We start from the raw sequence: 24,923 nt of genomic DNA, 5'->3' as shown, positions 1-24,923 counted from the left end.
TGATCGGATACCCCGTCACCACCGCCATCATCACCACCGCAGGCAACACCAACCAGAACGCCAACCGACGCTCCGCCCGCTTACCCTCACTCCGCTTCGGGGCGGCGGCCGCCGGCGCAGGGCGATCGATCACTGCGGTGGCCGGTGCGGCCCGCGTCGAGCCGGCTGCATCAGCATCCGGAACCCGGCCTACCGCCGGTGATTCCGCAGGCGCTTCCCACACCGGGGAATGCACGGTGGGCCCGAAGGTGTGCGGAGCGGTCACGTCGAGACCGGGTTCGGCTGGGGCCGTGGGCTGTTCGCCCTCCGGCATCGCGTGCCGGCCGCGGCGTGAGGCCTCGTTGTCGTCGTTGGTCATGGGATGATGCCCTCCCCGTTGATCGCCTTCTGTACCGCATCGGCGAGCTGATCGACCAGATTCTGTGGGTCCCACGCCCCGACCGGTGACAGCTTGGCCTGAACCAGCGTCGAGATGGACTGGTATTGCGGCGATTTCGGACGCAGCGCCGCGTGATCGGGTTCGAGCTGCAGCTTGATGTCGTCGGCCATGGGATAGGCCGCCCGGAACTCCGGGTCGGAGTAGAGCGACGAGATCACCGGCGGCGTACCCGCGTTGAGGCTGTAGTACTTCTGCGCGTCGGCGCTCGTCAGGCACATCGCCGCCTTGAACGCGAGATCCTTCTGCTGCGAGGTGCTGGCGACGGCGATGTTCAGTCCACCCAGCGTGCTCTTGGCGGGTAGATCACCCACCCCCGGATACGGCCGGAAGTCGAACTTCTGGCGCACGGCCTTGGTCACCGGCGCCAACTGCGCGTCGGTGGGCGAGTTGTTCGGGTCGGCGAACAGACTCTTGTACTTCTGCAGATCCGTCAGATACGGGACACTGCCCGCCGACGCGTTCTCTCGCATCGAGGCGAGCACGAACGGCCAATTCACCTCGTAGAGCGCCGATCCGTTCTCCATGCCGAGGCGCGAGCTGGTCTCATCACCGTTGGTCAGCGACGGATCGTGGCCCGGCGCGGTGGCAACCGCCTTGAGGATCTGCAGGGCCTTGACCGTCGCGGCACGGTGCGCCGGGGTGTCGTTCAGCGTCACCTTGCTGGGGTTGTCGGGATCGACGATCTGGCCACCGGCACTGGCCAACACGGAGTTGAACCACACCATCAGACCTTCATATTGCTTGCCCTGCACCATTATCTGGCCGGGACCGCCCTTGCCGAGACTGACCTGGGCCTGTTCGAGCATCCGCTCCCAGTTGGTCGCGGCGGACTGGCGGACCGTATCGGCGAGAACATCCTTGCGATACCAGAGCAACTGCGTATTGGTCCAGATCGGGATGGCGTAGAGGCGCTGGGCAACATCACCGGGGGTCTTCCACTGCGCTGTCTCCAGCGGACCCCCGAGCGTGCGCGCGGTGACCTGCGCGACGAGATCATCGGGCACCGGGACCAGCCAACCGGCGTCGGCGAACTCGGCGGTCCACACCACGTCCATGCCCATCAGGTCCAGGCTGTGATCGTTGCCCGACAGGCGTCGGGCCAGTTGTAGACGCTGATCGTCGGCCGCCTTGGGCAGCGCAGTGGTGACGATCCGGTATTCGCCCCCGGACTCCTTGGAGCACTTGTCCGCCTGGACCTTCACCGAATCCGCGCCATCGGCAGGCGGATACAGGTTCAGCACGCCTGCCTCGTACCCGGAGCCGCAGGCCGTCACGATCGGCGCCAGCGTGGCCAGCGCAGCCGCGGCGATGACCACCTTGCCGCGGATCCCCAAAGACGACTTCCGGTTTCGCGACCCGTCACCGGGGTCACGACTCGCACCGCCCATCCTGCGCCGCACGCGGCCTCCTCCATGTCGTGCACATGACGACGCCGACGCGTTGTGCGCGACGCGATCATGGCCGTCTCGGAGGTTACGCTATCCCGACATGTATGTGACGGGCAACACAATGTGTGCGGCCGTGCCAATTCGAGACCGTGTTGATCACGTGGATCACGGCGAGCCGATCAGGCCGGGGATCGCGTGAACCGTCTCAGGGGTTCAGTCGGGCCAGCATGTTCCGCGCCTTCTCCGCGCTCTTGGGATCACACAGCACGTCGTAACGTCCCGCCACCAATTGCATGGTCGAGGCGAAATCTCGCTGACCGCGGGTCGCCGCATAGGGAATGGTCGCCGAGATCAGACCGAAGATGACACCGCCGACGAGACCGAAGAGGATCGGCACCAGCGGATTTCCAGAGACGACGATCGAGACCAGCAAGCCGAAGAACAGACCCAGCCACGCTCCCGACACGATGCCGCCACCGATGACCTTGCCCCAGGTCAGCCGTCCGATGACGCGCTCGACCTGCATCAGGTCGACGCCGACGATGGTGACGTCCTCGACCGTGAAGTGCTCGTCGGACAGGTAGTCCACCGCACGCTGAGCCTCGGCGTAGGTCGAATACGAGCCGATCGGCCAACCCTTGGGCGGCGTCGGCAGTCCCGGCGTCTGCCGCGACGGCTGCATGGGATTGGTCATTCTCACTCCTTGCGGGTCAGTCGGGTCCGCGACCGGCCTCGGGTCCTCGACCCGCCGCCGGCATGCATTCGTCCCCGGTGCGATGCCACTACCCTTACTCCCATGTCGGCGGTGAGCAAGGTGTTCGTGGCCAGGTTAGTCGGATTGGCCGTCCTTGGCCCGGACGGTGAATCGATCGGGCGTGTGCGCGACGCGGTGATCTCGGTGCGGTTGCCCGGCCAACAGCCGCGCGCACTCGGACTCGCGGTGGAACTGACCACGCGGCGACGCATCTTCGTCCCGATGCTCCGGGTGACCTCGATCGAACCCAATGCGGTGACACTCAACACCGGAACGGTCAGCCTGCGCCGACTGCACCTGCGCCCCGGTGAGGCACTGGCGATCGGGCAGATCCTCGACACGCGGGTCCGCGTCGTCGACCCCGATCTGCCCGATCTCGCCGGAATCGATGTGCCCGTGGTCGACCTCGGCATCGAGCGCACCCGTACCCGCGACTGGGTGGTGGCCCGCGTCGCGGTGCGTTCCGGCCGACGGGGGCTGCGCCGCGGCGAGACCCACGTCGTGGAGTGGTCCAACGTGCACGGTATGACGCAGAGCAGCCTCGACCTGCCCGGACAGGGGGTGGCACAAGCCCTCCTGCAGTTCGAGGGCATGCGTGCCGCCGACGTCGCGAATGCGTTGCGCGAGTTGCCCGTCAAGCGTCGCGACGAGATCGCCTCGGCCCTCGACGACGAGCGCCTGGCCGACGTGCTGCAGGAGTTGCCGCCCGACGATCAGAAGGATTTGTTGTCGCATCTGGAACTCGATCGCGCCGTCGACGTGCTCGAGGCCATGGATCCCGACGATGCCGCCGACCTGCTCGGCGAGCTCTCCGACACCGAGGCCGAGTCGTTCCTGGCGCGCATGGACCCGGAGGATTCCGAGCCGGTTCGGCGACTGCTCACCCACTCCCCCGACACCGCCGGCGGACTGATGACCTCCGAGCCGATCATCGTTACCCCGGCGACCACGGTCGCCGAGGCGCTCGCGCGGATCCGCGACCCCGACATCAATCCCGCCGCTGCGAGTCTGGTCTTCGTCGTCCGCCCCCCGACCTCCACGCCCACCGGAAAATACCTCGGCTGCGTGCACGTGCAGGCGCTGCTGCGGGAGCCACCCGCCAACATCGTGGGTGGCATCCTCGACACCGATCTCGCCCACCTACGACCGGAGGACTCCCTGGAGACCGTGACCCGCTACTTTGCAACCTACAACCTGGTGTGCGGGCCGGTCGTCGACGATCAGCACCACCTGCTCGGCGCGGTCAGCGTCGACGACCTCCTCGATCAACTGCTGCCACGTGACTGGCGCGAGACCGAGCCGATCGATCAGCCCGACGAGGTGCGGTCGTGAGCGAACCCCGGGGCCGCAGGCTGGACACCCCCCGCGAGCGTCGACGTCCGGCCTTCAACCTCGACTCCGACGTCGTCGGCGTCTACAGCGAACGCATCGCCCGATTCCTCGGAACCGGCCGCTACCTCGCGATCCAGACCGTGATCGTGGTGGTGTGGATCGCCATCAACCTGTTCGCGGTCTCGCTTCGATGGGATCCCTACCCGTTCATCCTGCTCAATCTCGCCTTCTCCACCCAGGCCGCGTACGCGGCGCCGCTGATCCTGCTCGCGCAGAACCGTCAGGAGAACCGCGACAAGGTTGCGCTCGAGGAGGATCGCACCCGGGCCGCGCAGACCAAGTCCGACACCGAGTTCCTCGCCCGTGAGCTGGCGGCGGTGCGCCTGGCCGTCGGCGACACCGTCACCCGCGACTACCTGCGCAAGGAACTCGACGACCTGCTCGACGACCTCGTCGACCGGCTGGCCAACCGCGACCTCGACCAGCCGTCGGATCACGTCTCCCGACGAGGTGGCCCCGACCGGGCGTAACACCGCACCCGAGACCACCGACTACACGTTCGGGTCGGTCGTTCCCCGTGTCAGGGTGATCCCCGGGCTTCAATCCCTGAGTTCACCGACTGGGACATCCGACCCATATGTATGGTGGACCACAGTGCCGGTCGGCTGCCGCTCGTGTCACCCACGGGACCCGGCCCGACCGCATCCGCTCTCTCGGGGGGCGACGACGGGTGGACGTTGACAACGGAGTGAACGACGTGACAGGGCAGACAGCGCGTACGGGGAGCAGCAGCGCAGCGCGGCGCGGATCGATGGCGCGCACAGTGCGCACGGGACAAACCCACGACCACGGGGACCCGCGATGAGGGTGCCCCATCCCTTCCACCGGTCCCGCGGCCCGCATCGTGGTTCGACGCTGACCCGGCGAACGTTGTCGGTCGGCGCAGGCAGTCTCCTCGTCGGCGCGATGGTCTTGGGTGCGGCCACCTCGAGCGCCCACGACGGCGGTGGCATCCCACTCGCCGCGAACGCCCCGATCGATGTGGCGGGAATCGCTGCCGCACAACCTGTTTCATTGCTGGGCTTCGCCCCTCCGGCTGCCCGTCCGGCCTCTCCCGACGTGGCGCCGCAATTCCGGTTGTCGGCGGATCTGCCATCGGGGCCGCTCGGCATCCCGGGAATCGTGTTGCAGGCATACAAACTCGCCGCCGACCGAGAGGCCTCGGAGAACGCGGCGTGCAAGATCCCGTGGTTCCTGCTCGCCGGCATCGGACGCATCGAGTCCAATCACGCCGACAACGGCGATGTCGACCAGTACGGAACCACCCTCGTCCCCATCGAGGGGCCGGTGCTCGACGGTTCACTGGCGGGCAACGAGGTCATCCGCAACGCGGACGGATCGCATGCGCGGGCGATGGGACCGATGCAGTTCATCCCGAGCACCTGGGCCGCCTGGGGCAGCGACGGCAACGGAGACGGCAAGGCCGATCCCAACAACATCTTCGACGCCACCTACTCGGCGGCGCGCTATCTGTGCGCGGGCGTGTCCGACATCATGGCCGACAGCAACAAGGTCGCCGCGGTCATGCGATACAACCACTCCCTGGCGTACGCGCAGAACGTGCTGGCCTGGGCGGCGGCGTATGCCACCGGAGTGATGCCGACGACCCCGATCCCGGAGATGCGCCCGCCGTCGAGTTCGTCGTCGAGTTCCCCGTCCCGTCCGTCCTCCCCGTCGAGCGGTGCACCCTCATCGGGTCCCTCGGCCCCGACGACGACCACCCCGAGCCAGCAGTGCCTCGGCATGATCTGTCTGCCACCGGGGATCACGTTGCCCGGTCAGCCGCCCGCGCCGGCACCGGCACCGCCCCCGCGAGTGACCCCGCAGACCACCCCGGCTCGCTGATCGGACTGGCGGCGAGAGACTGACCGCGGGTGCGCCGAGGGGTCACTCCGACGGCCACGTCATCACCGGCGGTTAAGCTGGCAGGTGATGACTACAGCAGTGACGCCCAACGAATCCGCGGTCCGCGCCGCCTTGTCCAAGGTGCGGGACCCGGAGATCGGCAAACCCATCACCGATCTCGGCATGGTGAAATCGGTGGCCGTCAACGACGACGCCAGTGTCGACGTCGCGGTGTACCTGACGACCTCGGGCTGCCCGATGCGCGGCGAGATCAGCGGCCGGGTGCAGACCGCGGTCTCCGACGTGCCAGGGGTTGGCGAGGTACGCGTGACCCTCGACGTGATGGACGACGAGCAACGCTCCGAGCTCCGCAAGAAGCTGCGGGGTGACTCCGCCGAACCGGTGATCCCGTTCGCCCAACCGGGATCGCTGACCCGTGTCTATGCCGTCGCCTCGGGCAAGGGCGGCGTCGGCAAGTCGTCGGTCACCGTCAATCTCGCCTGCGCGCTCGCCGAGCGCGGATTGTCTGTCGGGGTGCTCGACGCCGATATCTACGGCCACTCGGTGCCCCGGATGCTCGGCAGCGACGCCAAGCCCACCCAGGTCGAGAAGATGATCATGCCGCCGATCTCCCACGACGTGCGGTTCATCTCGATCGGCCAGTTCACCAGCGGCAACACCCCGGTCACCTGGCGCGGACCGATGCTGCACCGGGCACTGCAGCAGTTCCTGGCCGACGTGTACTGGGGTGACCTCGATGTGCTGCTGCTCGATCTGCCGCCCGGCACCGGCGACGTCGCGATCTCGATCGCCCAGCTGATCCCCGGTGCGGAGATCCTGGTGGTCACCACCCCACAGCAGGCGGCCGCCGAGGTCGCCGAACGTGCCGGCGCGATCGCCCTACAGACCCGGCAGAAGATCCTCGGCGTCGTGGAGAACATGTCGTGGATGGAACTGCCCGACGGCACACGGATGGAGCCCTTCGGTTCCGGTGGCGGCCAGACGGTCGCCGACCGGCTGACCCGGATGGTCGGCGCGCAGGTCGATCTCCTCGGCCAGGTGCCACTCGAACCGGCGTTGCGGGAGGGCGGTGATGCGGGCACACCGGTCGTGCTCGCCGCGCCCGACTCCGCGTCCGGATCGGCACTGCGCGCGATCGCCGACAAACTCGCGGTCCGTCGTCGCGGCCTGGCCGGCATGAGCCTGGGCATCGACACCACTCGGCACTGACGTTCGCTCGCCGATACTTCGTCGATCAGCGAATCACGTTGCGTCCCAATCGGAGACGTCGTGATGACCGCGTGCGGGCCGGTGTTCGGACGAGTCCGCGGCACTCGGCTTCCTCAGCGACGGCCCGGGCTCACCGACGGGGCCGTCGGGCATGGGCTTGGACACCGGCTTGATCGGCGGGGTGTCGGTGGCCGACTTGAGTACCGAACCGGCATCGGTGAAGGTCTTGAAGACCGAGTCGTCGCCGTCGAGCAGATGCTTGGTGATCATCGATTTCGGTGTCATGCCGCGTAGCTCGTTGAGATCGGCGAGCGGTTTGCGGAGGTCGTCGAAGTCCGTACCGAAGTCGTTCTTGAGCTGATCGGTCGCGCCGGTCGCATACTCGCGAACCTTGCGCAGCGACTGCATCGTCCACGAAATCGCTCCGGGTAACCGTTCCGGTCCCAGGATGACGAGTCCGGCGACGATCAGGATGAAGATCTCTCCCCAACCCACACTGTCGAACATGGCACTTCCCCGCTCTCGCGCGTCCGCTGGTGGTGGACGTTCTCAGTCACTCGCGGGCGTCATCGTGCCCTCGAAGGTACGCCCGTCGCGCCAGTAGGTGAACTTGACCGGCTCCCCGATCTTCGCGGTGCGCACGGCGACGGTCAATTCGTCGGCACTTTCGATGGTGCGGCCGTTGAACGAGACGATCACGTCGTTCTCCCGCAGCCCGGCCTGGGCGGCCGGGCCGCCGGCCACCACGTTGCGGATCTGGGCGCCGAGCACCCGGTCGTTGCGGACGTCGCTGGCGTTCACGCCGATCTGCGGGTGGTTGACCTTGCCGTCGCGGATCAGGGCCTGCGCGATGGGCACCGCCTCACCGATCGGGATGGCGAACCCGAGTCCGATCGAGCCACCGCCCGGGACGAGCCCGGCAGTGTTGATACCCACCACCTTGGCCTGCGCGTCGACCAGCGGACCACCGGAGTTGCCGGGGTTGATCGCCGCGTCGGTCTGGATGGCGTCGATGACGGCGTCGGTGTCGGACTCCGAATCCGGGCGCAGCGGCACCGCGCGACGCAGGGCGCTGACGATGCCGCTGGTCACGGTGCGATCCAGGCCCAGCGGGGAGCCGAAGGCCACGACCTCCTCGCCGATCTGGAGGTCGTTGGAATCGCCGAGTTGGGCGACGGTGAGGTTGTCGACGTTGTCGACCTTGAGCACGGCCACATCGGTCTTCGGGTCACGTCCGACGATGCGGGCGGGTACCCGGTTGCGGTCGGAGAAGACGACCTCGAGTTTGGCGGTCCGGTCGGACGCGGCGAGTGAGATGACGTGGTTGTTGGTGAGGATGTAGCCGTTGCGATCGATGACGAAGCCCGACCCGGTGGCCGATCCATTGGACAGTCGCACGTCGACGGCGACGACCGACTTCTCCACGGCCTGCGCCACCCGGGCCACCGACGACCGCGGTGCGTCGCCGTTGTCGTCACCCTGGGTCGACAGTTCGACGGTATTGCTGTTGAGCGGGGCCGCGACCTCCGCGGTGAACCTGCCCATCAGTCCACCGACGACGCCGATCAGCAGCGCGATCACGGCCAGCGCCGCCAGCGCGTGCCACGCGATCCGACGGCCGAGCAGGACCTCGCGGATGCCCAGCTTGGGGCCGGGGGCGCTGGGATTCGCGGGTGCGGATTCGGCGACCGCAGGCCGGGCCAGCGTCGCCGGGCTCTCCGGATCGCGCCACGGGTCGGCCGGCGGTGCGGGTTCGTCGGGAGTGCCGTAGGTGGCCAGCGGGTCGCGCTGCAAGGTCTCGTCACTACCGTCAGGACGTCCGAAGGCCTCGGCGAGAACCGGATCCGGCGGACCGACGGCGGGTGCGGGACGGTCGGGTACCGCCGCGCCGGGCGCGAAGGAGCCTGCTACTCCGGAGGGGCGACCGAAGACCTGGGCCGTCGCCGGTGAGACCGGTGCATGCCGGACAACGCGCGAGACCTTGTCACTCCCGGGGCCGCTACCGGGCGCGCCACCGGCCTCGTCGGCCGCCGGCGCCGACCACTGTGTGGCGGGCGTGCTCGGACGTGCTTCGGTTCTCGGGGCTGCGGGTGTCGGGGATTCGGGTGTCGGGGAGGAGTCGGGCTGGGAGGACTTGGGCTGGGAGGCGTCTGGCTGAGAGGCGTCGGAATCCACGTGTCAGCGGCCCCGCCAGCGCTGCATGCGACCCCGGTTCGAGTCGTGACCGGGCGAGTTGTGGCCGGGCATGGGCGTCGGCTCACCGGTGGGCACGCGGCCGGGGTGAGTGCGGCGGGAAGCGCCGCGCTCGGCGCCGTCGATCGGTCGTGTCGGGTCGCGATGATCGGTCATGTCGAACTCGCGAGTCGGGATCTGACTGAGTTGGCCCAACAAACCGGTCGGGATGGGCATGGTGCCCGAGGAGCGCAAGCGGGTACGGGCTGCGGTCTGGGCCTCGACGGCGGCGACGCATTCCGGGCACAGGGCCAGGTGGTGGGTGGCACGCATGTGGGCGGTCATACCGAGTTCTTCGTCGACGTAGGCGGCGACCGCCTCGGGTGCGAGGTGCTCGGTGGGGGCGAATCGCCGGTCCCGCGGAGCGCTCGGCCGGCGGTTCGGGGTGAAGGAGGATCGCGCGGGCGTCCAGGCCGCCGGATTCCAGGCGCGGCGTCGGCGGAGATTGTCCGGGTGCTCGAGCCGATCGGTCGCGGCACTCGCGTCCGGCCGTCGTTGTGAGCCGTCCATCATCGTGTTCATCACCCCTTCTCCCCCGTCGTGACCCCGGCTTTCGGCGGGGACGACGCCCCAGCCTACCGAAAGTCCCAACGATTGCGCGGTCGGTGGGGTTCCCGGCGGACGTCACGTCGATGTGGGTCCTCGATGGTCCTCGGTGCGGCCGATGTCGACGTTGGACTCAGTGACCGACCGCGACCGAGCGGCGGTCGCTGTGGCCACGGGCGAGGAGGAAGTCGCGGATGGTCTGACGTCCGCGGTGGATGCGACTGCGCACGGTGCCGAGCTTGACCCCGAGGGTCGCGGCGATCTCCTCGTACGACAACCCTTCGATGTCACACAGGACGACGGCGGCACGGAACTCGGGACTCAACGAGTCCAGGGCGGCCTGCAGATCGCCGTCGAGGTTCGCATCGGCGTAGATCTGCTGCGGGTCGGGTGTGTCGGCGGGCACGCGGTCGTATTCCTCGGGCAGTGCCTCCATGCGGATCTTGTTGCGCCGGCGCACCATGTCGAGGAAGAGATTGGTGGTGATGCGGTGCAGCCAGCCCTCGAACGTTCCCGGGCGATAGTTCGACAGCGACCGGAAGACCCGGATGAAGGTCTCCTGGGTGAGGTCCTCGGCGTCGTGCTGATTACCGGACAGCCGGTAGGCGAGCCGGTAGACGCGGTCGGCATGCTCGCGGACCAACTCGTCCCAGGACGGCATGAGCATGTCGTTTCCGGTGGCATCGAATCCCGCGGTTCCGCCGGGGGCAATGTCTGCGGACGCCTCGTGGTCGCTCATCGTGGGTGGCCGGTTCCCTTCTCACAAACCATCATCGCGGTGACGCCGGATGGATTCACCATACTGAACCGGACACCGGGTGGTGGTATTCCCCCCTGTATCCGATTCGATGCCCTCACCCTCTCCCATCGTGGTGTGGTCGCCGTATGAGGGCCCTGAGTGTTGTCTGAGGAAGCAAACCCCGAGGTGCGATACGGCAATCCGGGCGTGCCGTCGGCTCTTTGCACCGGGCATGTCTAACCTTGCGAGCATGACCGATACCCAGCCGAGCGACCCGCGGGTGGCACTGATCGACTACGCCGAGTCGGCGATCGTGGAGGACGACGCTCTGGTCGCCGCGCGTGCCCGCGGGATCGAACTCGGCGCGATTCCGGTGAGTCCGTCGGTCGGCGCATTGCTTGCGGTACTCGCCCGAGCAGTCGATGCGCATGCGGTCGCCGAGATCGGCACCGGTACCGGGGTGAGCGGGCTGTGGTTGTTGGCCGGAATGGCCACCGACGGGGTGCTGACCACGATCGACCCCGAGCTCGAACACCATCAGGCCGCGCGGGCGTCGTTCGCCGGCGCCGACATCGCGCCGGGTCGGACGCGGCTGATCAACGGCACGCCGCGTGATGTGTTGCCGCGACTGTCGGACAGCTCTTACGACCTGGTGTTCATCGACGGACCGCGGCTGGACATGCCCCGGTTCGTGACCGAGTCGGTGCGGATGCTGCGGCCCGGCGGGATGCTGGTCATCCACGACGCGGCAGCCCAGGGTGCGGTCGCCGATCCGGCGCGCACCGACCCGATGACCGCTGCGGCCCGCGAGGCCGCGATGTTGGTGGCCGACGACGACCGGTTGTTGCCGGTGGTGATCCCGTTGGGCCCCGGGGTGCTCGCCGCGGCGAAGTCGCGATGACCTGACCGCGGCGAAGTCGCGATGACCTGACCGCGGCGAAGTCGCGATGAGATGACCGCGGCGGGTTGTCAGACGTCGGTCGAGAAGCGCAGACCGCCGTCGGGGATCTGGACGCCGGGCCATACCCGCGCTCCGCGCAGCAATTCGCAGCGGGCGCCGACCTCGGCGCCGTCGCCGATGACGGTGTCGCGGATGAGGGCGCGGGGGCCGATGCGGGCACCGAAGCCGACGATGCTGCGTTCGACGACCGCGCCGGCCTCGATGACGGCTCCGTCGAAGACGACGGCACCGTCGAGTCGGGCGCGGGGACCGATCTCGGCGCCGCGGCCGACGACCGTTCCGCCGATGAGCACTGCTCCCGGCGCGACGCCGGCACCCTCGTGGACCAGGGATTCGCCGTGGCGATCACCGAGGGCCGGTGACGGCGCGATGCCGCGGACGAGGTCGGCCGAGCCGCGGACGAAGTCCTCGGGGGTGCCCATGTCGCGCCAGTAGGCGTGGTCGACGTAGGCGTGGATGTGCCGGCCCTCGGCGAGCAGGCCGGGAAACACCTCGCGTTCGACCGACACCTCGCGACCGGCGGGGATGTCCTCGATGACCGAGCGGCGGAAAACGTAGGTGCCCGCGTTGATCTGGTCGGTCGGCGGGTCCTGGGTCTTCTCCAGGAAGGCGGTGACGCGGCCGGTCTCGTCGGTGGGCACGGACCCGAAGGCTCGGGGGTCGGAGACCCGCACGAGGTGCAGGGTGACGTCGGCGTCGGACTCGCGGTGGGTGGCCACGACGTGGCGGACGTCGGTGCCGCCGAGGACGTCACCGTTGAACACCACGATCGTCGACGCCGTCAGTTCGGGGAGCACGTTGCGGATACCGCCACCGGTGCCCAGCGGCTCCTCTTCGGTGACGTACCGCATGTTGAGGTCGAGTTTGGAGCCGTCACCGTAGTACTCGGAGAACACGTGGGCCTTGAACGACGTCCCGAGCACGACGTCGCGGATGCCGGCCTTGCGGATGCGCGAGAGGAGGTGGGTGAGGAACGGCAGTCCCGCCGTCGGCAGCATCGGCTTGGGCGCCGAGAGGGTCAGCGGACGGAGTCGGGTGCCCTTGCCGCCGACGAGTACGACAGCCTGCACATCGGACATGTCGATGTCGGGGACATCGTCGGCGCTGACCGCGGGGTTGTTCACCGAGAACTGCATCACGGGGTGTTCCTCTCCGAATGTGGATGATCGTGGGACGACGTGGTACGCGCCGCGGCGCGTACGGCCAGACGTGACCGCACCGCCAGCCCGGCCCGTAATGCCCATCGCAGCGGCGCCTGCAACACCCCTGGATGACGGTCGGCCTGGAAGCGGTAGGCACTGCGATGGTGGGCGGGCAGCATCGCCTCGGGACGTTTGTCGGCGCTGTGACCCTTGGTGTGGACGACCTCGGCCCCGGGCACGTAGACGTTGAGCCAGCCGGCGCGACCGAGTCGGTCGCCGAGGTCGACGTCTTCCATGTACATGAAGTAGCGCTCGTCGAATCCGGAGATCTCGTCGAAAGCGGTGCGGCGCACCAGCAGACACGATCCGGACAGCCAGCCGACCGGACGTTCACTGGGCTCGACGTCGTCGGCGCGGTAGGCCGCGGTCCACGGGTTGGACTTCCAGATGCCACCGAGGAGTGCATGCCCGGTGCCCGAGACGAGGTCGGGGACACGCCGTGCCGACGGGTAGACCGAGCCGTCGGGCTCACGGATGAGGGGACCGAGCGCGCCGGCCCGCGGCCACCGCGCCGCCGCGGCGACGAGCTCGTCGATCGATCCCGGTGACCATTCGACGTCGGGGTTGGCGATCATGACGAATTCGACGTCGTCGTCGAGTTCGGCGACCGCTCGGTTGATGCCGCCCCCGTACCCGACATTGCCGCCGCTGTGGACCAGGGTGACGTTGGCGTGCTCGCGCTCGGCGGCTTCGGGTGCGCCGTCGCCGGACCCGTTGTCGGCGATCACCACGCGCGGCGAGGAGGAGGTGGCGTGCGCCAGACTCCGCAGGAAGGTCTGCAGGTGGTCGCCCGACCAATAGGTCACCGTCACCACGGCCAGCTTCGAGGTCACCGGGTCAGCGTAGCCAACCGTCGGGGTCCGTCCCATTCGTCCGGGCTGTGCGGCGCCCGCTGTGGTCGAGGTCACCGCGCCTGCACAGTGCCGGTTCGAGCGGCGTCGACGTCCAGGGCATCGGCCAGGGCGACCGACCACTCGCGCAGCGGGGTGAGCCCGGCGTGGCGCCACGAGCGCGGTGAGAGCACCGAGTAGGCGGGGCGCGGTGCGGGCCGCGGGAATTCGGCGGTGGTGCACGGCCGGACCCGGTCCGGGTCGGCGCCGACACCTGCGAACACCGCGCGCGCCACCGCGTACCAGGTGACGGCGCCGGCATTGGTGGCGTGCAGGATCGCCCCGGCGACGGGCGTGCGGTGGCCGTGGCGTGTCAGCTCCCAGAGTCCGGCGGCGAGGTCGGGAGCGTAGGTGGGCGAGCCGACCTGATCGTCGACGACGGAGACCGTGTCGCGGCTCTGCTCAAGGCGACGCATCGTGCCGACGAAGTCCGGGCTGTCGGGGCCGCCGGTGTAGACCCACGCGGTCCGCACGATCGTCGACGACGGGTCGGCGGCGAGCGCGGCGCGTTCACCGGCGAGTTTGGTGGCGCCGTACACGCTCGGCGGCGTGGACTCGGGGCCGGTGTCGTCGGGCTCGGTGTCGTCGGGCTCGAGGGGTTGCGCACGCATGCCGGTGCCGGCGAACACGTAGTCGGTGGAGACGTGGATGAGCCACGCAGAGGAGGCCGCGGTGATCTCGGCGAGGATCCCGGGCGCGACGGCATTGACCGCCGCGGCCTTCTCGGGTTCGGATTCGGCCTGATCGACGGCGGTGTAGGCCGCGGTATTGAGGACGACGTCACCCTCGCGAACCCCGGCGAGTGCGGAGCGGATCGAGGGGGCGTCGGCGAGGTCGACGTCGGCGGAGGTGAGCGGCACAAGAGTGTTGTCCGGACCGGCCTGCGCGCGCAGGGCGGTGCCGAGTTGTCCCGCGGCGCCGAGCAGCCACACGGTACCGACGGGGCGGGGTTCGGCCGGCTGCGGATCGATGCCGGAATCGCTGCGCACGCGGTCAGTGTGCCCGGCCCGCGCTCATGCCACCACTCCGGCGCACGCACACCGGCGGTGAGTGTGGCGATCACCACCCGTTCGGTGTCCGGCGAGAACGCGCGACCGTCCGCGATCGCTCGGCGTGTGCGACGCCGAGTTCACCACCACCTTCAGTAGCCTTGGCGGACGTAAACCACATCAGAAACGCCTGACACTCAGGCAACTGCTGCCCCGCACGACGGCAGCCACGACCGTAAAGGACTGCCCACTCGTGGACTCCCGCCCCGATGGTGCGCGTAGACGACCTGCCGGTCACACGCGTGGCGACGAGGTCCGCGCGCGCCGCCCCCGGACCGACGAGTCGGCGTCCGAACGCCCCCGACCTCCGCGTGGCGAGCACGCCGAACGCGCACCACGCGCCGAGGGCACGCGACGCAGGCGCCCGGCGGATCCGGACCGCGTACGGGGCCCCCAACAACGGTCATCCGGCGAGATCCACACGCGCGCAAACGATTCGGTCGATGACGACCACAGCGAGTCCACCGAACGGCCGCGTCGGCGACGTCCGCCGGGACAGCGCCCGGCGCAGGGGCGCCCGGCGGCGAAGCCGAATGCGCAGGCGGCGAAGCCGAACGCGCAACGCGCGGCCGGTGATGCGTCGCCGGCTGCGGCACCCGGGAACCGCGCACCCAAGAAGGACTCCGCTCACAACAAGGGATCCGCACCCAAGCAACCGGTCCGACGCAAGCCCCGCCCGACCGGTGCCGACCGACCCGCCCCCAAGCCGGGCGCGAGGACAACCGCCGCTGCCGCACCCGACGCATTGGTCGAACCGGAGACACCCGGGCCGCCGCCGGCGCCTCCGCGCGGGGGCGGGGTGCTGTCGGGCTGGCGGGGTGGACGCGCGGCGGCCCGCGGGCTGATCGCGGTGCTCTCGGTGATCGTGCTGGTGTGCACCGGATACGCCTGGAGCAGCATCAACAACCTCGAGTCCGACATCACCCGACTCGGCGGCCTCGCGCTCGGTGGCGCCGACGACGGCGCCACCGACATCCTGCTGGTCGGCACCGACTCGCGCACCGACGCCAAGGGCAACCCGCTCTCGGCCCAGGAATTACGGTGGCTGCGCTCGGGCGACGACATCTCCACCAACACCGACACCATCCTGCTGATCCGGGTCCCCAACGACGGGTCGTCGGCAACGGCGATCTCCATTCCCCGCGACTCCTACGTCGACGTCCCGGGAATCGGGATGAGCAAGATCAACGCGGCCTACGGCACCACCCGAGAAGGCGTGCGGCGCAAGGCCGTCGAGGCCGGGCAGAGCGAGGCGCAGGCCGAACGGGAGGGCACCCAGGCCGGCCGTGAGGCACTGATCGACACCGTCGCGAACCTCACCGGCGTGCACGTCGATCACTACGCCGAGGTCGGCCTGCTCGGCTTCGTGCTGCTCACCAACGCCGTCGGCGGCGTGGACGTCTGCCTCAAGAACCCCGTGAACGAACCGTTCTCGGGTGCCCACTTCCCCGCCGGACGCCAAACCCTCAACGGCCCACAAGCATTGAGCTTCGTCCGGCAGCGCCACGACCTCCCGCGCGGCGACCTCGACCGGATCACCCGCCAGCAGGCGTACATGGCCTCGCTGACCCAGAAGATCTTGTCGGCCGGCACCCTGACCGACCCGACCAAGCTCAACCAGTTGCAGGCCGCGGTGTCGCGGTCGGTGGTCATCGACGACGACTGGGACGTCCTGACCTTCGCCGAGCAACTCAAGGATCTCAGCGGCGGCCGCGTGAAGTTCGCGACGATCCCCATCATCGACGACCACGGGTGGAGCGACGACGGGCAGCAGAGTGTGGTCACCGTCGACCCGGCAAAAGTCCGGGCCTACACCAGTTCCCTGCTCGATCCCTCCCGCAACACCGGACGTCCCGAGTACACCGTCGACGTCAACAATGCCGGCACGGTGGACGGACTGGCCAAGAACGTCTCGGGCATCCTGACCGCCAAGGGCTATCAGGCGGGCAAACTCCTCAGCAATCCGGGCAACGAGCGCGATTCGGTGGTCCTCGCGAAGACGGCCGACGATCCCGGTGCGCGCCTGCTCGCCAAGGACCTCGGCGGACTGACCGTCGCAGCCGATCCGACACTCGGCGACCACGAGTTGCGGGCCGTGCTCACCAACACCTACAGCGGTCCCGGCTCGGTCTCGGACATCGGCGGCGGCTCGAGCGGCGACGACTCCGGCGAATCCGCAGGTGGCGGGACCGCGACCCCGGCACTGAGTTCGGCGATCACCGCCGGCTCCGACGGGCCGATGTGTGTCAACTGACCGGCCGTCGGTGACCCGTCGATCTCGTCGTCCGCGCCCGACGAGACAATGAACCGATGACCGCCACCATCACCGCCGCCGTCTTCGGTGGTATCGACGACCACACGCGTCCCGCACTGACCTTCTACGACGACGCCACCGGCGAACGCACCGAGCTCAGCTGGGCGACCCTGGGTAACTGGGCGGCCAAGACCGCCAACCTCCTCGTCGACGAAGTGCTGCTCGAGCCCGGCGATCCCGTCATCGTCGACCTTCCCGAACATTGGCAGACCGCGGGCATCCTGCTCGGCTGCTGGTGGGCCGGCGCCGAGGTGCACACCCGCGCCGAGGCCGACCTGTTCTGCGATGCCACGGTCGGATTCACCGATCGAGACCACGTCGACGCCCATCCCGACATCGAGGACCTGATCGTCGCGCCACTCGACCCGTTCGCCATGCCGGTCCCCGGCCTCCCGCCCGGCGTGTCCGACTACGGCACCCGCGTACGCATCCACGGCGATCAGTTCGCCGGACCGGCTCATGCCGGTGGCGCCCTGGACGGCCGCACCACAACCGAGGTGCTCGACACCGCGCACGCGGCCGCCGCCGGCGCCGGCATCACGCCCGGTGGCCGGGTGCTCTCCACCCTCGAATGGGCAAGCGCCGCAGGCATCGTCGACCATTTCCTGGCACCGCTGTCGGTGGGCGCCGGGCTCGTGTGGGTGGCCAACCCGGACGGCGACCAGTCCGCGCGCGCCACCACCGAACGCGCCGGGGTCGTCCTGACCTGACACACGCGTGCCCGCCATACGGCACAGCGTTCTCACGCCATACGGCACAGCGTTCTCACGCCATACGGCACAGTGGTCTCATGGAGCTGCCCGCCACCCTGGCCCGTGTCAACAAACGCCTCACCAACCCGATCCAGCGCCTGTGGGCGCCGCACCTGGCGCCGTGGGCAATGGTCGAGCACACCGGACGGAGCTCCGGGCGTCGCTATCGAACGCCGGTGCTTGCCTGGGCCGGCGGCGACACCCTCGCCGTCGTGCTGGCCTACGGACGCGATACCGACTGGGTGCGTAACGTCCTCGCCGCCGGCGGCTGCGACATCACCCGGCGCGGGAAGCATTTCCATCTGGTGCGGCCCCGGATCATCCCGGCGGATTCCCCCGACGTCGTCCGTGGTGCGCGTCCGTTCGCGTCGGCGTTCGCGTGGGTCCTCATCGGCACCCTGGAGCCGGCATGACCGACGATTCGCTCGACGACTTCTCGGTAGCCGACGAGACCTACCTCGGCACGACGCGGCGGGTGTATCGCAAGGGCACCGGTCCGGCGGTGATCATCATCGCCGAGATCCCGGGCATCTCCCCGGATGTGGCAGATTTCGCGCGGCGCGTCGCCAACATCGGTGCGACCGCGGTGATGCCGTCGGTGTACGGCGTCGACGGTCGGGACCCCTCCCCCGACGCACGCGGAACCCTCAGGGCCGCAACGGAAATAGTCGGGACCATCGCCAAGGCGTGCATCTCCCGGGAGTTCTCGGTCCTCGCGACCGGAAAGACCTCACCGATCGTCGACTGGCTCCGCGCGCTCGCCGCCGACGAGCACCGGCGCTGCGGCGGCGTCGGGGTCGGCGCGATCGGGATGTGTTTCACCGGCGGCTTCGCCCTCGGCATGGCCACCGACGAGCGGCTGCTCGCCCCGGTGCTGGCCCAACCATCACTGCCGTTTGCGATCACGCCGCGCAGGGCTCGCTCGATCGACGTCTCCGACGCCGACCTCGCCACCGTCGCCACCCGATGCGCGGCCGGACTACAGGTGATGGGGGTGCGTTTCGAGGGCGATCGGATGTCCCCACCGTCGCGATTCGAGAACCTGCGACGCCTACTCGGCGACGCATTCATCTCGATCGAGTTACCGGACTCGGCGGCCAACCCTGATTCGCCGATGCCGACGCCGCACGCGGCACTGACCATCGATCTCGTCGACGAACCCGGAGCGCCGACCCGCGATGCCCTCGACCAGGTTCTCGACTTCCTCACCCGCCGACTGCAACTCGATCGCGGTCCGGAATCCCCGGGCTGAGCGGCCCGGCTGAGGCGCCCGGACCCCGCGTATCAGTCGCCCAGCAGCTTCTGACGCAGGGCGGCGTCCTTGTCGAGGACCATTTGCTCGAGACCGGACTGGAACGCCGACATCCGTGCGCGCAGGGCGGCATCGGCGGCCCCGAGGATGCGGACCGCGAGCAGCCCCGCATTACGGGCGCCGCCGATCGACACCGTCGCCACCGGCACACCCGCCGGCATCTGCACGATCGACAGCAACGAATCGAGTCCGTCGAGATGACGCAGCGGCACCGGCACACCGATCACCGGCAGCGGGGTCGCGGCGGCGACCATGCCCGGCAGGTGCGCGGCACCACCGGCGCCGGCGATGATCACCTCGATGCCGGCGTCGGCGGCACCGGTCGCATAGTCGAGCATCCGCTGCGGGGTGCGGTGCGCCGAGACCACGCCCACCTCGAACGGCACGTCGAACTCGGCGAGCGCTTCGGCAGCGAGTTGCATTGTCGGCCAATCGGAGTCGCTGCCCATGATCAGGCCCACCCGGGCGCGGTGCACATCCGCCCGGGCGTCGTCGGCCCGGGTGTCGTCGACCTGCGCCCCGCTCTCGGTCTGCTCGCTCATCAGTGCCCTTCCCATCCGTCGGTCCACACCGCGTGCGACATCCAGTGCGCCGCCCGCTCGGCACGCTCCCGAACCGTCGCGAGGTCGTCGTCGCGTGCCCCGACGATATTCACATGCCCGATCTTGCGATCCGCCCGCTCCCCCTTGCCGTACAGGTGCACCTTCGCGTCCGGCATCCGCGCCATCAGGTGATGAAGCCGCTCGTCCATCGACATCGACGGCGCATCCGGCGCGCCGAGAATGTTGGCCATCACGGTCAACGGCGCACTCGGGGCGGTGTCGCCGAGCGGATAGTCACACACCGCGCGCAGATGCTGTTCGAACTGCGAGGTGACCGCCCCGTCCATGGTCCAGTGGCCGCTGTTGTGCGGACGCATCGCGAGTTCGTTGACCAGCAGCGTGCCTTCGGTGGTCTCGAACAACTCCATCGCCATCACCCCGACCACCCCGAGTTCGCGTGCCAGCCGCAGCGCCATCTCCTGCGCCGCCGCGGCGAGGTCGGGGTCGAGATCTGGTGCGGGCGCCAGCACCACCGCGCACTGCCCCTTGCGCTGGATGGTCTCCACCACCGGCCACGCAGCGCCCTGGCCGAACGGCGATCGGGCGATCATCGCCGACAACTCGCGACGCATGGCCACCTTCTGCTCGGCGATCAGATCCACCCCGACATCGAACTGCTCGTCGAAGACCGCCAACGCGGCGTCCCGGTCGTCGAGAATCCACACCCCGCGACCGTCGTATCCACCACGGACCGCCTTGAGCACGATCGACCAGTCGTGCCGGTCACCGAAGTCGATGAGACGGCCACGCGCCAACCCGAGATCGCCTGCCAGATCCGCGAAGTCGGGTACCGGCAGTCCCAGCTCCGACAGCCGGACGCGCATCGCCTGCTTGTCCTGGGCGAAATGCAGCGCCTTCGACGGCGGCAGCACCGACACGCCATCGGCCTCGAGCGCCTGCAGGTGTGCCAGCGGGACGCCCTCGTGGTCGAAGGTCAACGCCACCGCACCCGCGGCGGCGCGGCGCAGATCGTCGAGGTCGTCGTGCGATCCCAGCACCACGTCGGCACTGACCTGCGCGGCCGGATCGTCGGGACCGGCCGCGAGGACACGCAGGCACTGACCGAGCGCGATGGCCGCCTGATGGGTCATCCGTGCCAGCTGTCCACCGCCGATCATGGTGACCGTCGGCATACAGGCGAAGGTGCCGCCGGCACGCGCGGAACCAGGAGCGGGAGGGGTCCTCGGCGCGCCGAGATCGTCGGCAGCGCCACCGTCGGATGAGCTCACGCGGTCCATCGTGGCACGCCTGCCATGTCCGATGCATGACCGACCGGGAGAAGTCACCGGCCGCCCCGAGTCCTACACTCGACTCTTGTGCCGTTCATCGATGACGTGGTGGCCCGCCTGCCCGAGCCCGTCCGGCACCAGCTCATGCGACACCACGAACTCATCAAGTTCGCGCTCGTCGGTGGCACCACCTTCGTGTTCGATGCGGCCATCTTCTACACCCTGACGCTCACCATCCTCGAGACCAAGCCCGTCATCGCCAAGATCATCTCGGGCGTACTCGCCACCATCCTCAGCTACATCCTCAACCGTGAATGGGCATTCAAGAACCGCGGCGGGCGTGAGCGCGCGCACGAGGCCTTCCTGTTCTTCGTCATCAGCGGCATCGGCGTCGTCCTGCAGGCCGCGCCACTGTGGGTGGCCAACAACCTCTTCGACATCCGGGCCAATCTGTCGACCACCGAACTCGTCGTCGTCGACTTCGTCCTCGGCTTCCTCATCGGCAACGTGCTGCAGATGGCGTTCCGCTTCTGGGCGCTGCGACGATTCGCCTTTCCCGAGGAGAACCTCCGCGGCGGCGACGCCGGATCCACCGACCTGCATCCGAGCGCCGAGGAACTCAACGATGAGGAACTCGGTCATGCCTGAGGTGACCGCCTGATCCGTCGGCGGTCTCCGACCCCTGTGCCGCCGAGGGCACCACGATCGAGAACACCGGCGGACGGCGATGCGCGAGTTCGAGGCGTCCGCCGTCGGCCTCGACCAACGCCCGCGCCAGCGACAGCCCCACGCCCGTTCCCGCCCGGCCGGTGCCGCTGCCCGCGGAGAAACCGCGTCGGAAGATCGACTGGGCGATGTCGTCGGCGACGCCCTTGCCCTCGTCGGCGACCGTGATGCGCACCATGTCGCCGGCGAGCTCTCCGACGTCGATCCGGCATTGCCCGGCGCCGTGCTGCAGGGCATTGTCGACCAGGACGCTGACCGCCTCACGCAGCCGCCCGGGCTGGGCGCTCAACGCGCACACCGGCCCGCTGAAGGCGACGGTCACCTCGCGGCCCTGGGCGGCGAAGGCATTCTCGAAGTCACCGACGAGCCGCGTCAGCAACTCGGTGACATCGATCGACTGCATCGGGGCCGGGTCGTCACGGGATGCCGCGACCATCTCGTCGAGCTCACCGGAGAGCCGCTCGACCTGATCGAGGGCGGCCTCGGCCTCCCCGACGACCGCCGGATCGTCGTGCAACGACAGCTCGTCGAGACGCAATTGGATCGCGGTGAGCCGGCTGCGCAGCTGATGGGACACGTCGCCGACGATCTCGCCCTCGCGTTCGAGACGCAACGCGATCTCGGTGTTCGCGTCGCCGAGCGCTCGCGAGACCCGGTCGAGTTCGACGATCCCGTACGTCCGCCATTCCGAGCGGAAATCGCCGCGCGCCATCGCCGTGGCCCGATGGGCGAGGTCGATGACCGGGTCGGCGATTCGTCCCGCGGTGACCGCCGCGACGACGGTGCCCGCGGCCAGCGACGAGGCCACCACGATCGTGACGATGCCGACCGCGGCGAGCTGATCACCGCGGACGTCGTTGCGGGGGATCTCCAGGATCAGCGATCCGGCATCACCGAGGCCGATGGAGTCCGAGATCGTCGCACCGTCGATCTCGGCGCCCACGGCGCGCGTGGCCGAGTGCCCGTCGGGAGCCACATAGGTCAGGATCAGACGGCCCTGATCGGGGATCAGCGACCGCAGCGGCGGCGAATCCAGCAGTGCCGGATCGAGCGTCGCATCGCGCCCGTCATCGGTCCGGATGAGTTGATCCGAGATCGACTTGAGCCGGCTGTCGAGGGTCTGGTGGGCGCTGTCGGCGACCCACCACCACGCGATCACCGACAGCGGAATGCCCAGTGCGGCACCGACCGCCAACAACATGGCGATCATCGTGTACAGGATGCGACGGCGCATGGATCGATCGCGGGCTACGGATCGAAACGGAAACCGACACCACGCACGGTGACGATGTGGCGCGGGCGGTCGTGCCGGTCGTCGCCGATCTTGCGACGCAGCCAGGAGATGTGCATGTCGAGGGTCTTCGACGACCGCAGATCCGCCGAACCCCATACCTCCGTGAGGATCTCGTCGCGGCCGACGACCTGACCGGCTCGTTCCATCAGGAACCGAAGCAGATCGAACTCGCGGTTCGCCAACACCAGGTCGGTGCCGTTGAGCGTCGCCCGACGCGCCCGGGCATCCAACCGTAGATCGCCACCCTCGAGGACGACGTCGTCGGGAGTCTGGCTGCGGCGCAACAGTGCTCGCACCCTCGCGAGCAACTCGGCGAGCCGGAAGGGTTTGCCGACGTAGTCGTCGGCGCCGGCGTCGAGCCCCACCACGAAGTCCACCTCGTCGGTCCGGGCGGTCAACATCAGTACCGCGAGTTCGGGCTGTTCGACCCGTACCCGCCGGCACACCTCGAGTCCGTCGATCTCGGGCAGACCGAGATCGAGGATGAGTAGTTCGAACCGGCCGTCGGCGACCCGTTCGAGGGCCTGCGTTCCGGTGCCCACGACCTCGCAGCCGTATCCCTCGCGCGCCAGCGCCCGGGCCAACGGTTCGGCGATGGCCGCATCGTCCTCGGCCAACAACACATCGGTCATCGCCGTCGCCCCCATCTGCCATGTCCGGCCTCGTTGCCGTGGGTCGCGCCCGCATCGGCGGCGCCCACCCGATCGTCGTGATCGAAGCGTTCGTCGTCGGGATCCGGATCGTCGGTCACCTCGAGCACCTCGTGGTAGAGCAGCGCGTGCACACGCTCGACCTGGGGGATGTCGTCGAACGCCAACGGCTCGTCGGAGGCCGATTCGATGAGCAATGTCCCGGTGCGCAACAACCGGTCGATCGGCCCGTGCCGGAACTCGACGGTGTTGACCCGTCGGATCGGGATGTCGATCCCCGATCGTGTGAGGATGCCGTGCCGGAAGATCACCCGGCGGTCGGTCAGCACGAAATGCGTGGTCTTCCAGGAGATCAAGGGCCGCAGGAAGAACCAGATCGTCGCGGCCGCCCAGAGCACCGCCACGGCGACGTAGGCGATCAGGGCACCGGTCCCGGTCAACGACGACGCACTCACCAGCCCGGCGAGCAGGCCGCCGATCGCGGTCGCGAGGATGAACAACAGGAACGGACCGAGCAGACACTTCCAGTGCGGATGTCGGTGCAGGACGATCCGCTCACCGGGTGCGAGGTTCTCCCGCGGATATGCCATGGCAGCAAGCATAGGCCGAGCGGCTGTTGACCCGGCCCGCTCGCCGGCGCTCCCGGCGCCGCCTGTTGACCCGGCCCGCTCGACGCGGTCATGCTCGAGCCCTGTCCGATCTCGGTAGAATGACGCAGACCACAGCGACGAGAGGTTCAGGAGCTTTCATGACCTATCGCGATCCCCGGGATCCCCGCACCGCGAAGTACGAACCCGGATACGCGCCGGAGTCGCGTGCCTACAGCCAACAGGATCCGACGTACTACCAGGACCCGGGCCATGCGGGGCCGGGCTATCAGAACAGCGGCTATCAGGACCCCGGCTACGCGCAGCAGCCCCCGGGCCGGCCCGCGCGTCCGCGCCGCACCATCGGCCCCGACATCAACGTCGGGATGTTCGTCGGCGGCATCGTGATGACCGGCGTCGTCACCGGCCTGGCCGCCTGGCTGGTCGCCTGGATCATTCGGGCGATCGTCGAGCGGGTGAATGCCGCGGGCAAGTTCGGGGTGTGGAATCCGGTCGCGCAGGACGAGTTCTGGTTCGCGATCGTCGGCTTCCTCACCGCTCTGGCCGCCGGCGCCCTGTGGTACGTGCTGCAGGTCATCACGCCGTCGCCGGACCAGTTCTTCCGGTGGGTGGTCGGCCTGCTGATCGCCGCCGCGGTGATCATTCCGCTCGTGCTCTCGGCACAGTTCTCGGTGGGCCTGGGAACCGCGGTGATGCACCTGGTGATCGGGTTGCCGATCTTCTCGCTCGTACCGGCGATGGGCCACAAATCCCGTAGTACCCGCTGACT

At 69.0% G+C, this 24,923-nt stretch carries 25 protein-coding genes and 1 pseudogene; 11 read left to right on the top strand and 15 right to left on the bottom strand.

The annotated features are described in order from the left end of the window. From P3L18_RS24405 to P3L18_RS24395, 3 genes and pseudogenes are all read right to left on the bottom strand, one after another. Nucleotides 1–358: pseudogene (locus P3L18_RS24405) on the bottom strand (sugar ABC transporter permease); the annotation flags it as partial. Beyond that, nucleotides 355–1,827, bottom strand: a complete 1,473-nt coding sequence (locus tag P3L18_RS24400; protein WP_276115523.1) for an extracellular solute-binding protein — start codon at nt 1,825–1,827, stop codon at nt 355–357. The gene P3L18_RS24400 and the pseudogene P3L18_RS24405, both read right to left, overlap by 4 nt. 205 nt (nt 1,828–2,032) lie before the next feature. Then, entirely contained in the window at nt 2,033–2,521 is a 489-nt protein-coding gene (locus P3L18_RS24395; protein WP_006368495.1) for a general stress protein, read from the bottom strand. A 102-nt stretch (nt 2,522–2,623) separates the two neighbouring features. On the opposite strand from P3L18_RS24395, the gene P3L18_RS24390 reads away from it, so the two are divergent. From P3L18_RS24390 to P3L18_RS24375, 4 genes are all read left to right on the top strand, one after another. Beyond that, entirely contained in the window at nt 2,624–3,913 is a 1,290-nt protein-coding gene (locus P3L18_RS24390) for a CBS domain-containing protein (protein WP_079929308.1), read from the top strand. Then, nucleotides 3,910–4,443, top strand: a complete 534-nt coding sequence (locus P3L18_RS24385; RefSeq protein ID WP_079929307.1) for a DUF1003 domain-containing protein — start codon at nt 3,910–3,912, stop codon at nt 4,441–4,443. The genes P3L18_RS24390 and P3L18_RS24385 overlap by 4 nt, the downstream gene beginning before the upstream one ends. Nucleotides 4,444–4,774: 331 nt before the next feature. Beyond that, nucleotides 4,775–5,818: a lytic transglycosylase domain-containing protein gene (locus P3L18_RS24380; RefSeq protein WP_276115520.1), complete on the top strand. Its 1,044-nt coding sequence runs from the start codon at nt 4,775–4,777 to the stop codon at nt 5,816–5,818. 87 nt (nt 5,819–5,905) lie between these two features. Next, nucleotides 5,906–7,048 (top strand): Mrp/NBP35 family ATP-binding protein, encoded by a 1,143-nt coding sequence (locus tag P3L18_RS24375; protein WP_026920206.1) that lies wholly within the window; start codon nt 5,906–5,908, stop codon nt 7,046–7,048. Nucleotides 7,049–7,081: 33 nt separating this feature from the next. On the opposite strand, the gene tatB is transcribed toward P3L18_RS24375, so the two are convergent. The 4 genes from tatB to sigE form a co-directional block, all read right to left on the bottom strand. Then, a complete protein-coding gene (tatB, locus tag P3L18_RS24370; RefSeq protein WP_014359597.1) occupies nt 7,082–7,555 on the bottom strand; it encodes a Sec-independent protein translocase protein TatB in 474 nt (157 codons plus the stop codon). A 42-nt stretch (nt 7,556–7,597) separates the two neighbouring features. Next, nucleotides 7,598–9,223, bottom strand: a complete 1,626-nt coding sequence (locus P3L18_RS24365) for a trypsin-like peptidase domain-containing protein (protein WP_276115519.1) — start codon at nt 9,221–9,223, stop codon at nt 7,598–7,600. A 3-nt stretch (nt 9,224–9,226) separates the two neighbouring features. After that, nucleotides 9,227–9,802 carry a hypothetical protein gene (locus P3L18_RS24360; RefSeq protein WP_276115518.1) on the bottom strand — a complete coding sequence of 192 codons (576 nt, stop codon included), beginning with the start codon at nt 9,800–9,802 and terminating at the stop codon, nt 9,227–9,229. Nucleotides 9,803–9,959: 157 nt separating this feature from the next. Further along, nucleotides 9,960–10,565: an RNA polymerase sigma factor SigE gene (sigE, locus tag P3L18_RS24355; RefSeq protein WP_006367420.1), complete on the bottom strand. Its 606-nt coding sequence runs from the start codon at nt 10,563–10,565 to the stop codon at nt 9,960–9,962. A gap of 250 nt (nt 10,566–10,815) precedes the next feature. Between sigE and P3L18_RS24350 the strand changes: the two genes are divergently transcribed. Next, a complete protein-coding gene (locus P3L18_RS24350) occupies nt 10,816–11,466 on the top strand; it encodes an O-methyltransferase (RefSeq protein ID WP_014359594.1) in 651 nt (216 codons plus the stop codon). 68 nt (nt 11,467–11,534) lie between these two features. Here the strand turns inward: P3L18_RS24350 and P3L18_RS24345 are convergent, their stop codons facing one another. The 3 genes from P3L18_RS24345 to rfbD all read right to left on the bottom strand — a co-directional run bounded on the left by P3L18_RS24345 (nt 11,535) and on the right by rfbD (nt 14,607). Then, nucleotides 11,535–12,605, bottom strand: coding sequence for an NDP-sugar synthase (locus tag P3L18_RS24345; RefSeq protein ID WP_231387033.1), 1,071 nt, complete (start codon nt 12,603–12,605; stop codon nt 11,535–11,537). Between the two features lie 56 nt (nt 12,606–12,661). After that, nucleotides 12,662–13,561 (bottom strand): glycosyltransferase family 2 protein, encoded by a 900-nt coding sequence (locus tag P3L18_RS24340; protein ID WP_172398767.1) that lies wholly within the window; start codon nt 13,559–13,561, stop codon nt 12,662–12,664. Between the two features lie 71 nt (nt 13,562–13,632). After that, nucleotides 13,633–14,607 (bottom strand): dTDP-4-dehydrorhamnose reductase, encoded by a 975-nt coding sequence (gene rfbD / locus P3L18_RS24335; protein WP_276115516.1) that lies wholly within the window; start codon nt 14,605–14,607, stop codon nt 13,633–13,635. A gap of 253 nt (nt 14,608–14,860) precedes the next feature. Between rfbD and P3L18_RS24330 the strand changes: the two genes are divergently transcribed. The 4 genes from P3L18_RS24330 (at nt 14,861) to P3L18_RS24315 (ending at nt 18,985) form a co-directional block, all read left to right on the top strand. After that, a complete protein-coding gene (locus P3L18_RS24330) occupies nt 14,861–16,921 on the top strand; it encodes an LCP family protein (RefSeq protein WP_276115515.1) in 2,061 nt (686 codons plus the stop codon). Between the two features lie 56 nt (nt 16,922–16,977). Beyond that, the gene (locus P3L18_RS24325) at nt 16,978–17,691 is read left to right on the top strand and encodes a TIGR03089 family protein (protein WP_079929301.1); all 714 of its coding nucleotides are present in this window, start codon (nt 16,978–16,980) and stop codon (nt 17,689–17,691) included. A gap of 80 nt (nt 17,692–17,771) precedes the next feature. Continuing rightward, nucleotides 17,772–18,146, top strand: a complete 375-nt coding sequence (locus tag P3L18_RS24320) for a nitroreductase family deazaflavin-dependent oxidoreductase (protein ID WP_006367428.1) — start codon at nt 17,772–17,774, stop codon at nt 18,144–18,146. Continuing rightward, nucleotides 18,143–18,985: a dienelactone hydrolase family protein gene (locus P3L18_RS24315; RefSeq protein ID WP_079929300.1), complete on the top strand. Its 843-nt coding sequence runs from the start codon at nt 18,143–18,145 to the stop codon at nt 18,983–18,985. The genes P3L18_RS24320 and P3L18_RS24315 overlap by 4 nt, the downstream gene beginning before the upstream one ends. Before the next feature lie 32 nt (nt 18,986–19,017). Here the strand turns inward: P3L18_RS24315 and purE are convergent, their stop codons facing one another. Beyond that, the gene (purE, locus tag P3L18_RS24310; protein WP_006367430.1) at nt 19,018–19,587 is read right to left on the bottom strand and encodes a 5-(carboxyamino)imidazole ribonucleotide mutase; all 570 of its coding nucleotides are present in this window, start codon (nt 19,585–19,587) and stop codon (nt 19,018–19,020) included. Next, nucleotides 19,587–20,780, bottom strand: coding sequence for a 5-(carboxyamino)imidazole ribonucleotide synthase (locus tag P3L18_RS24305; RefSeq protein ID WP_276115522.1), 1,194 nt, complete (start codon nt 20,778–20,780; stop codon nt 19,587–19,589). Before P3L18_RS24305 ends, purE begins: the two co-directional genes overlap by 1 nt. A 183-nt stretch (nt 20,781–20,963) precedes the next feature. Between P3L18_RS24305 and P3L18_RS24300 the strand changes: the two genes are divergently transcribed. Beyond that, a complete protein-coding gene (locus tag P3L18_RS24300) occupies nt 20,964–21,524 on the top strand; it encodes a GtrA family protein (protein WP_014359588.1) in 561 nt (186 codons plus the stop codon). Here the strand turns inward: P3L18_RS24300 and P3L18_RS24295 are convergent. Genes P3L18_RS24295 through P3L18_RS24285 form a run of 3 tightly spaced genes read right to left on the bottom strand, consistent with a single transcriptional unit; the run spans nt 21,496 to nt 24,136 of the window. Then, on the bottom strand, nt 21,496–22,836 hold the full coding sequence (locus P3L18_RS24295; protein ID WP_006367433.1) for a HAMP domain-containing sensor histidine kinase: 1,341 nt from the start codon (nt 22,834–22,836) through the stop codon (nt 21,496–21,498). The two genes, P3L18_RS24300 and P3L18_RS24295, sit on opposite strands and share 29 nt — an antisense overlap. A gap of 14 nt (nt 22,837–22,850) precedes the next feature. Then, the gene (locus P3L18_RS24290) at nt 22,851–23,528 is read right to left on the bottom strand and encodes a response regulator transcription factor (RefSeq protein WP_026920209.1); all 678 of its coding nucleotides are present in this window, start codon (nt 23,526–23,528) and stop codon (nt 22,851–22,853) included. Further along, complete coding sequence (locus tag P3L18_RS24285) at nt 23,525–24,136, bottom strand: PH domain-containing protein (RefSeq protein ID WP_249154714.1); 612 nt, start codon at nt 24,134–24,136, stop codon at nt 23,525–23,527. The genes P3L18_RS24290 and P3L18_RS24285 overlap by 4 nt, the downstream gene beginning before the upstream one ends. A 158-nt stretch (nt 24,137–24,294) precedes the next feature. Here P3L18_RS24285 and P3L18_RS24280 point away from each other — a divergent pair, with 158 nt between their 5' ends. Further along, the gene (locus tag P3L18_RS24280) at nt 24,295–24,921 is read left to right on the top strand and encodes a hypothetical protein (protein ID WP_006367436.1); all 627 of its coding nucleotides are present in this window, start codon (nt 24,295–24,297) and stop codon (nt 24,919–24,921) included. The last annotated feature ends 2 nt before the right edge of the window (nt 24,922–24,923 follow it).

Source organism: Gordonia sp. N1V (assembly GCF_029269935.1).
Lineage (GTDB): Bacteria > Actinomycetota > Actinomycetes > Mycobacteriales > Mycobacteriaceae > Gordonia > Gordonia polyisoprenivorans.
This window is presented reverse-complemented; position numbering and strand designations above follow the sequence as displayed.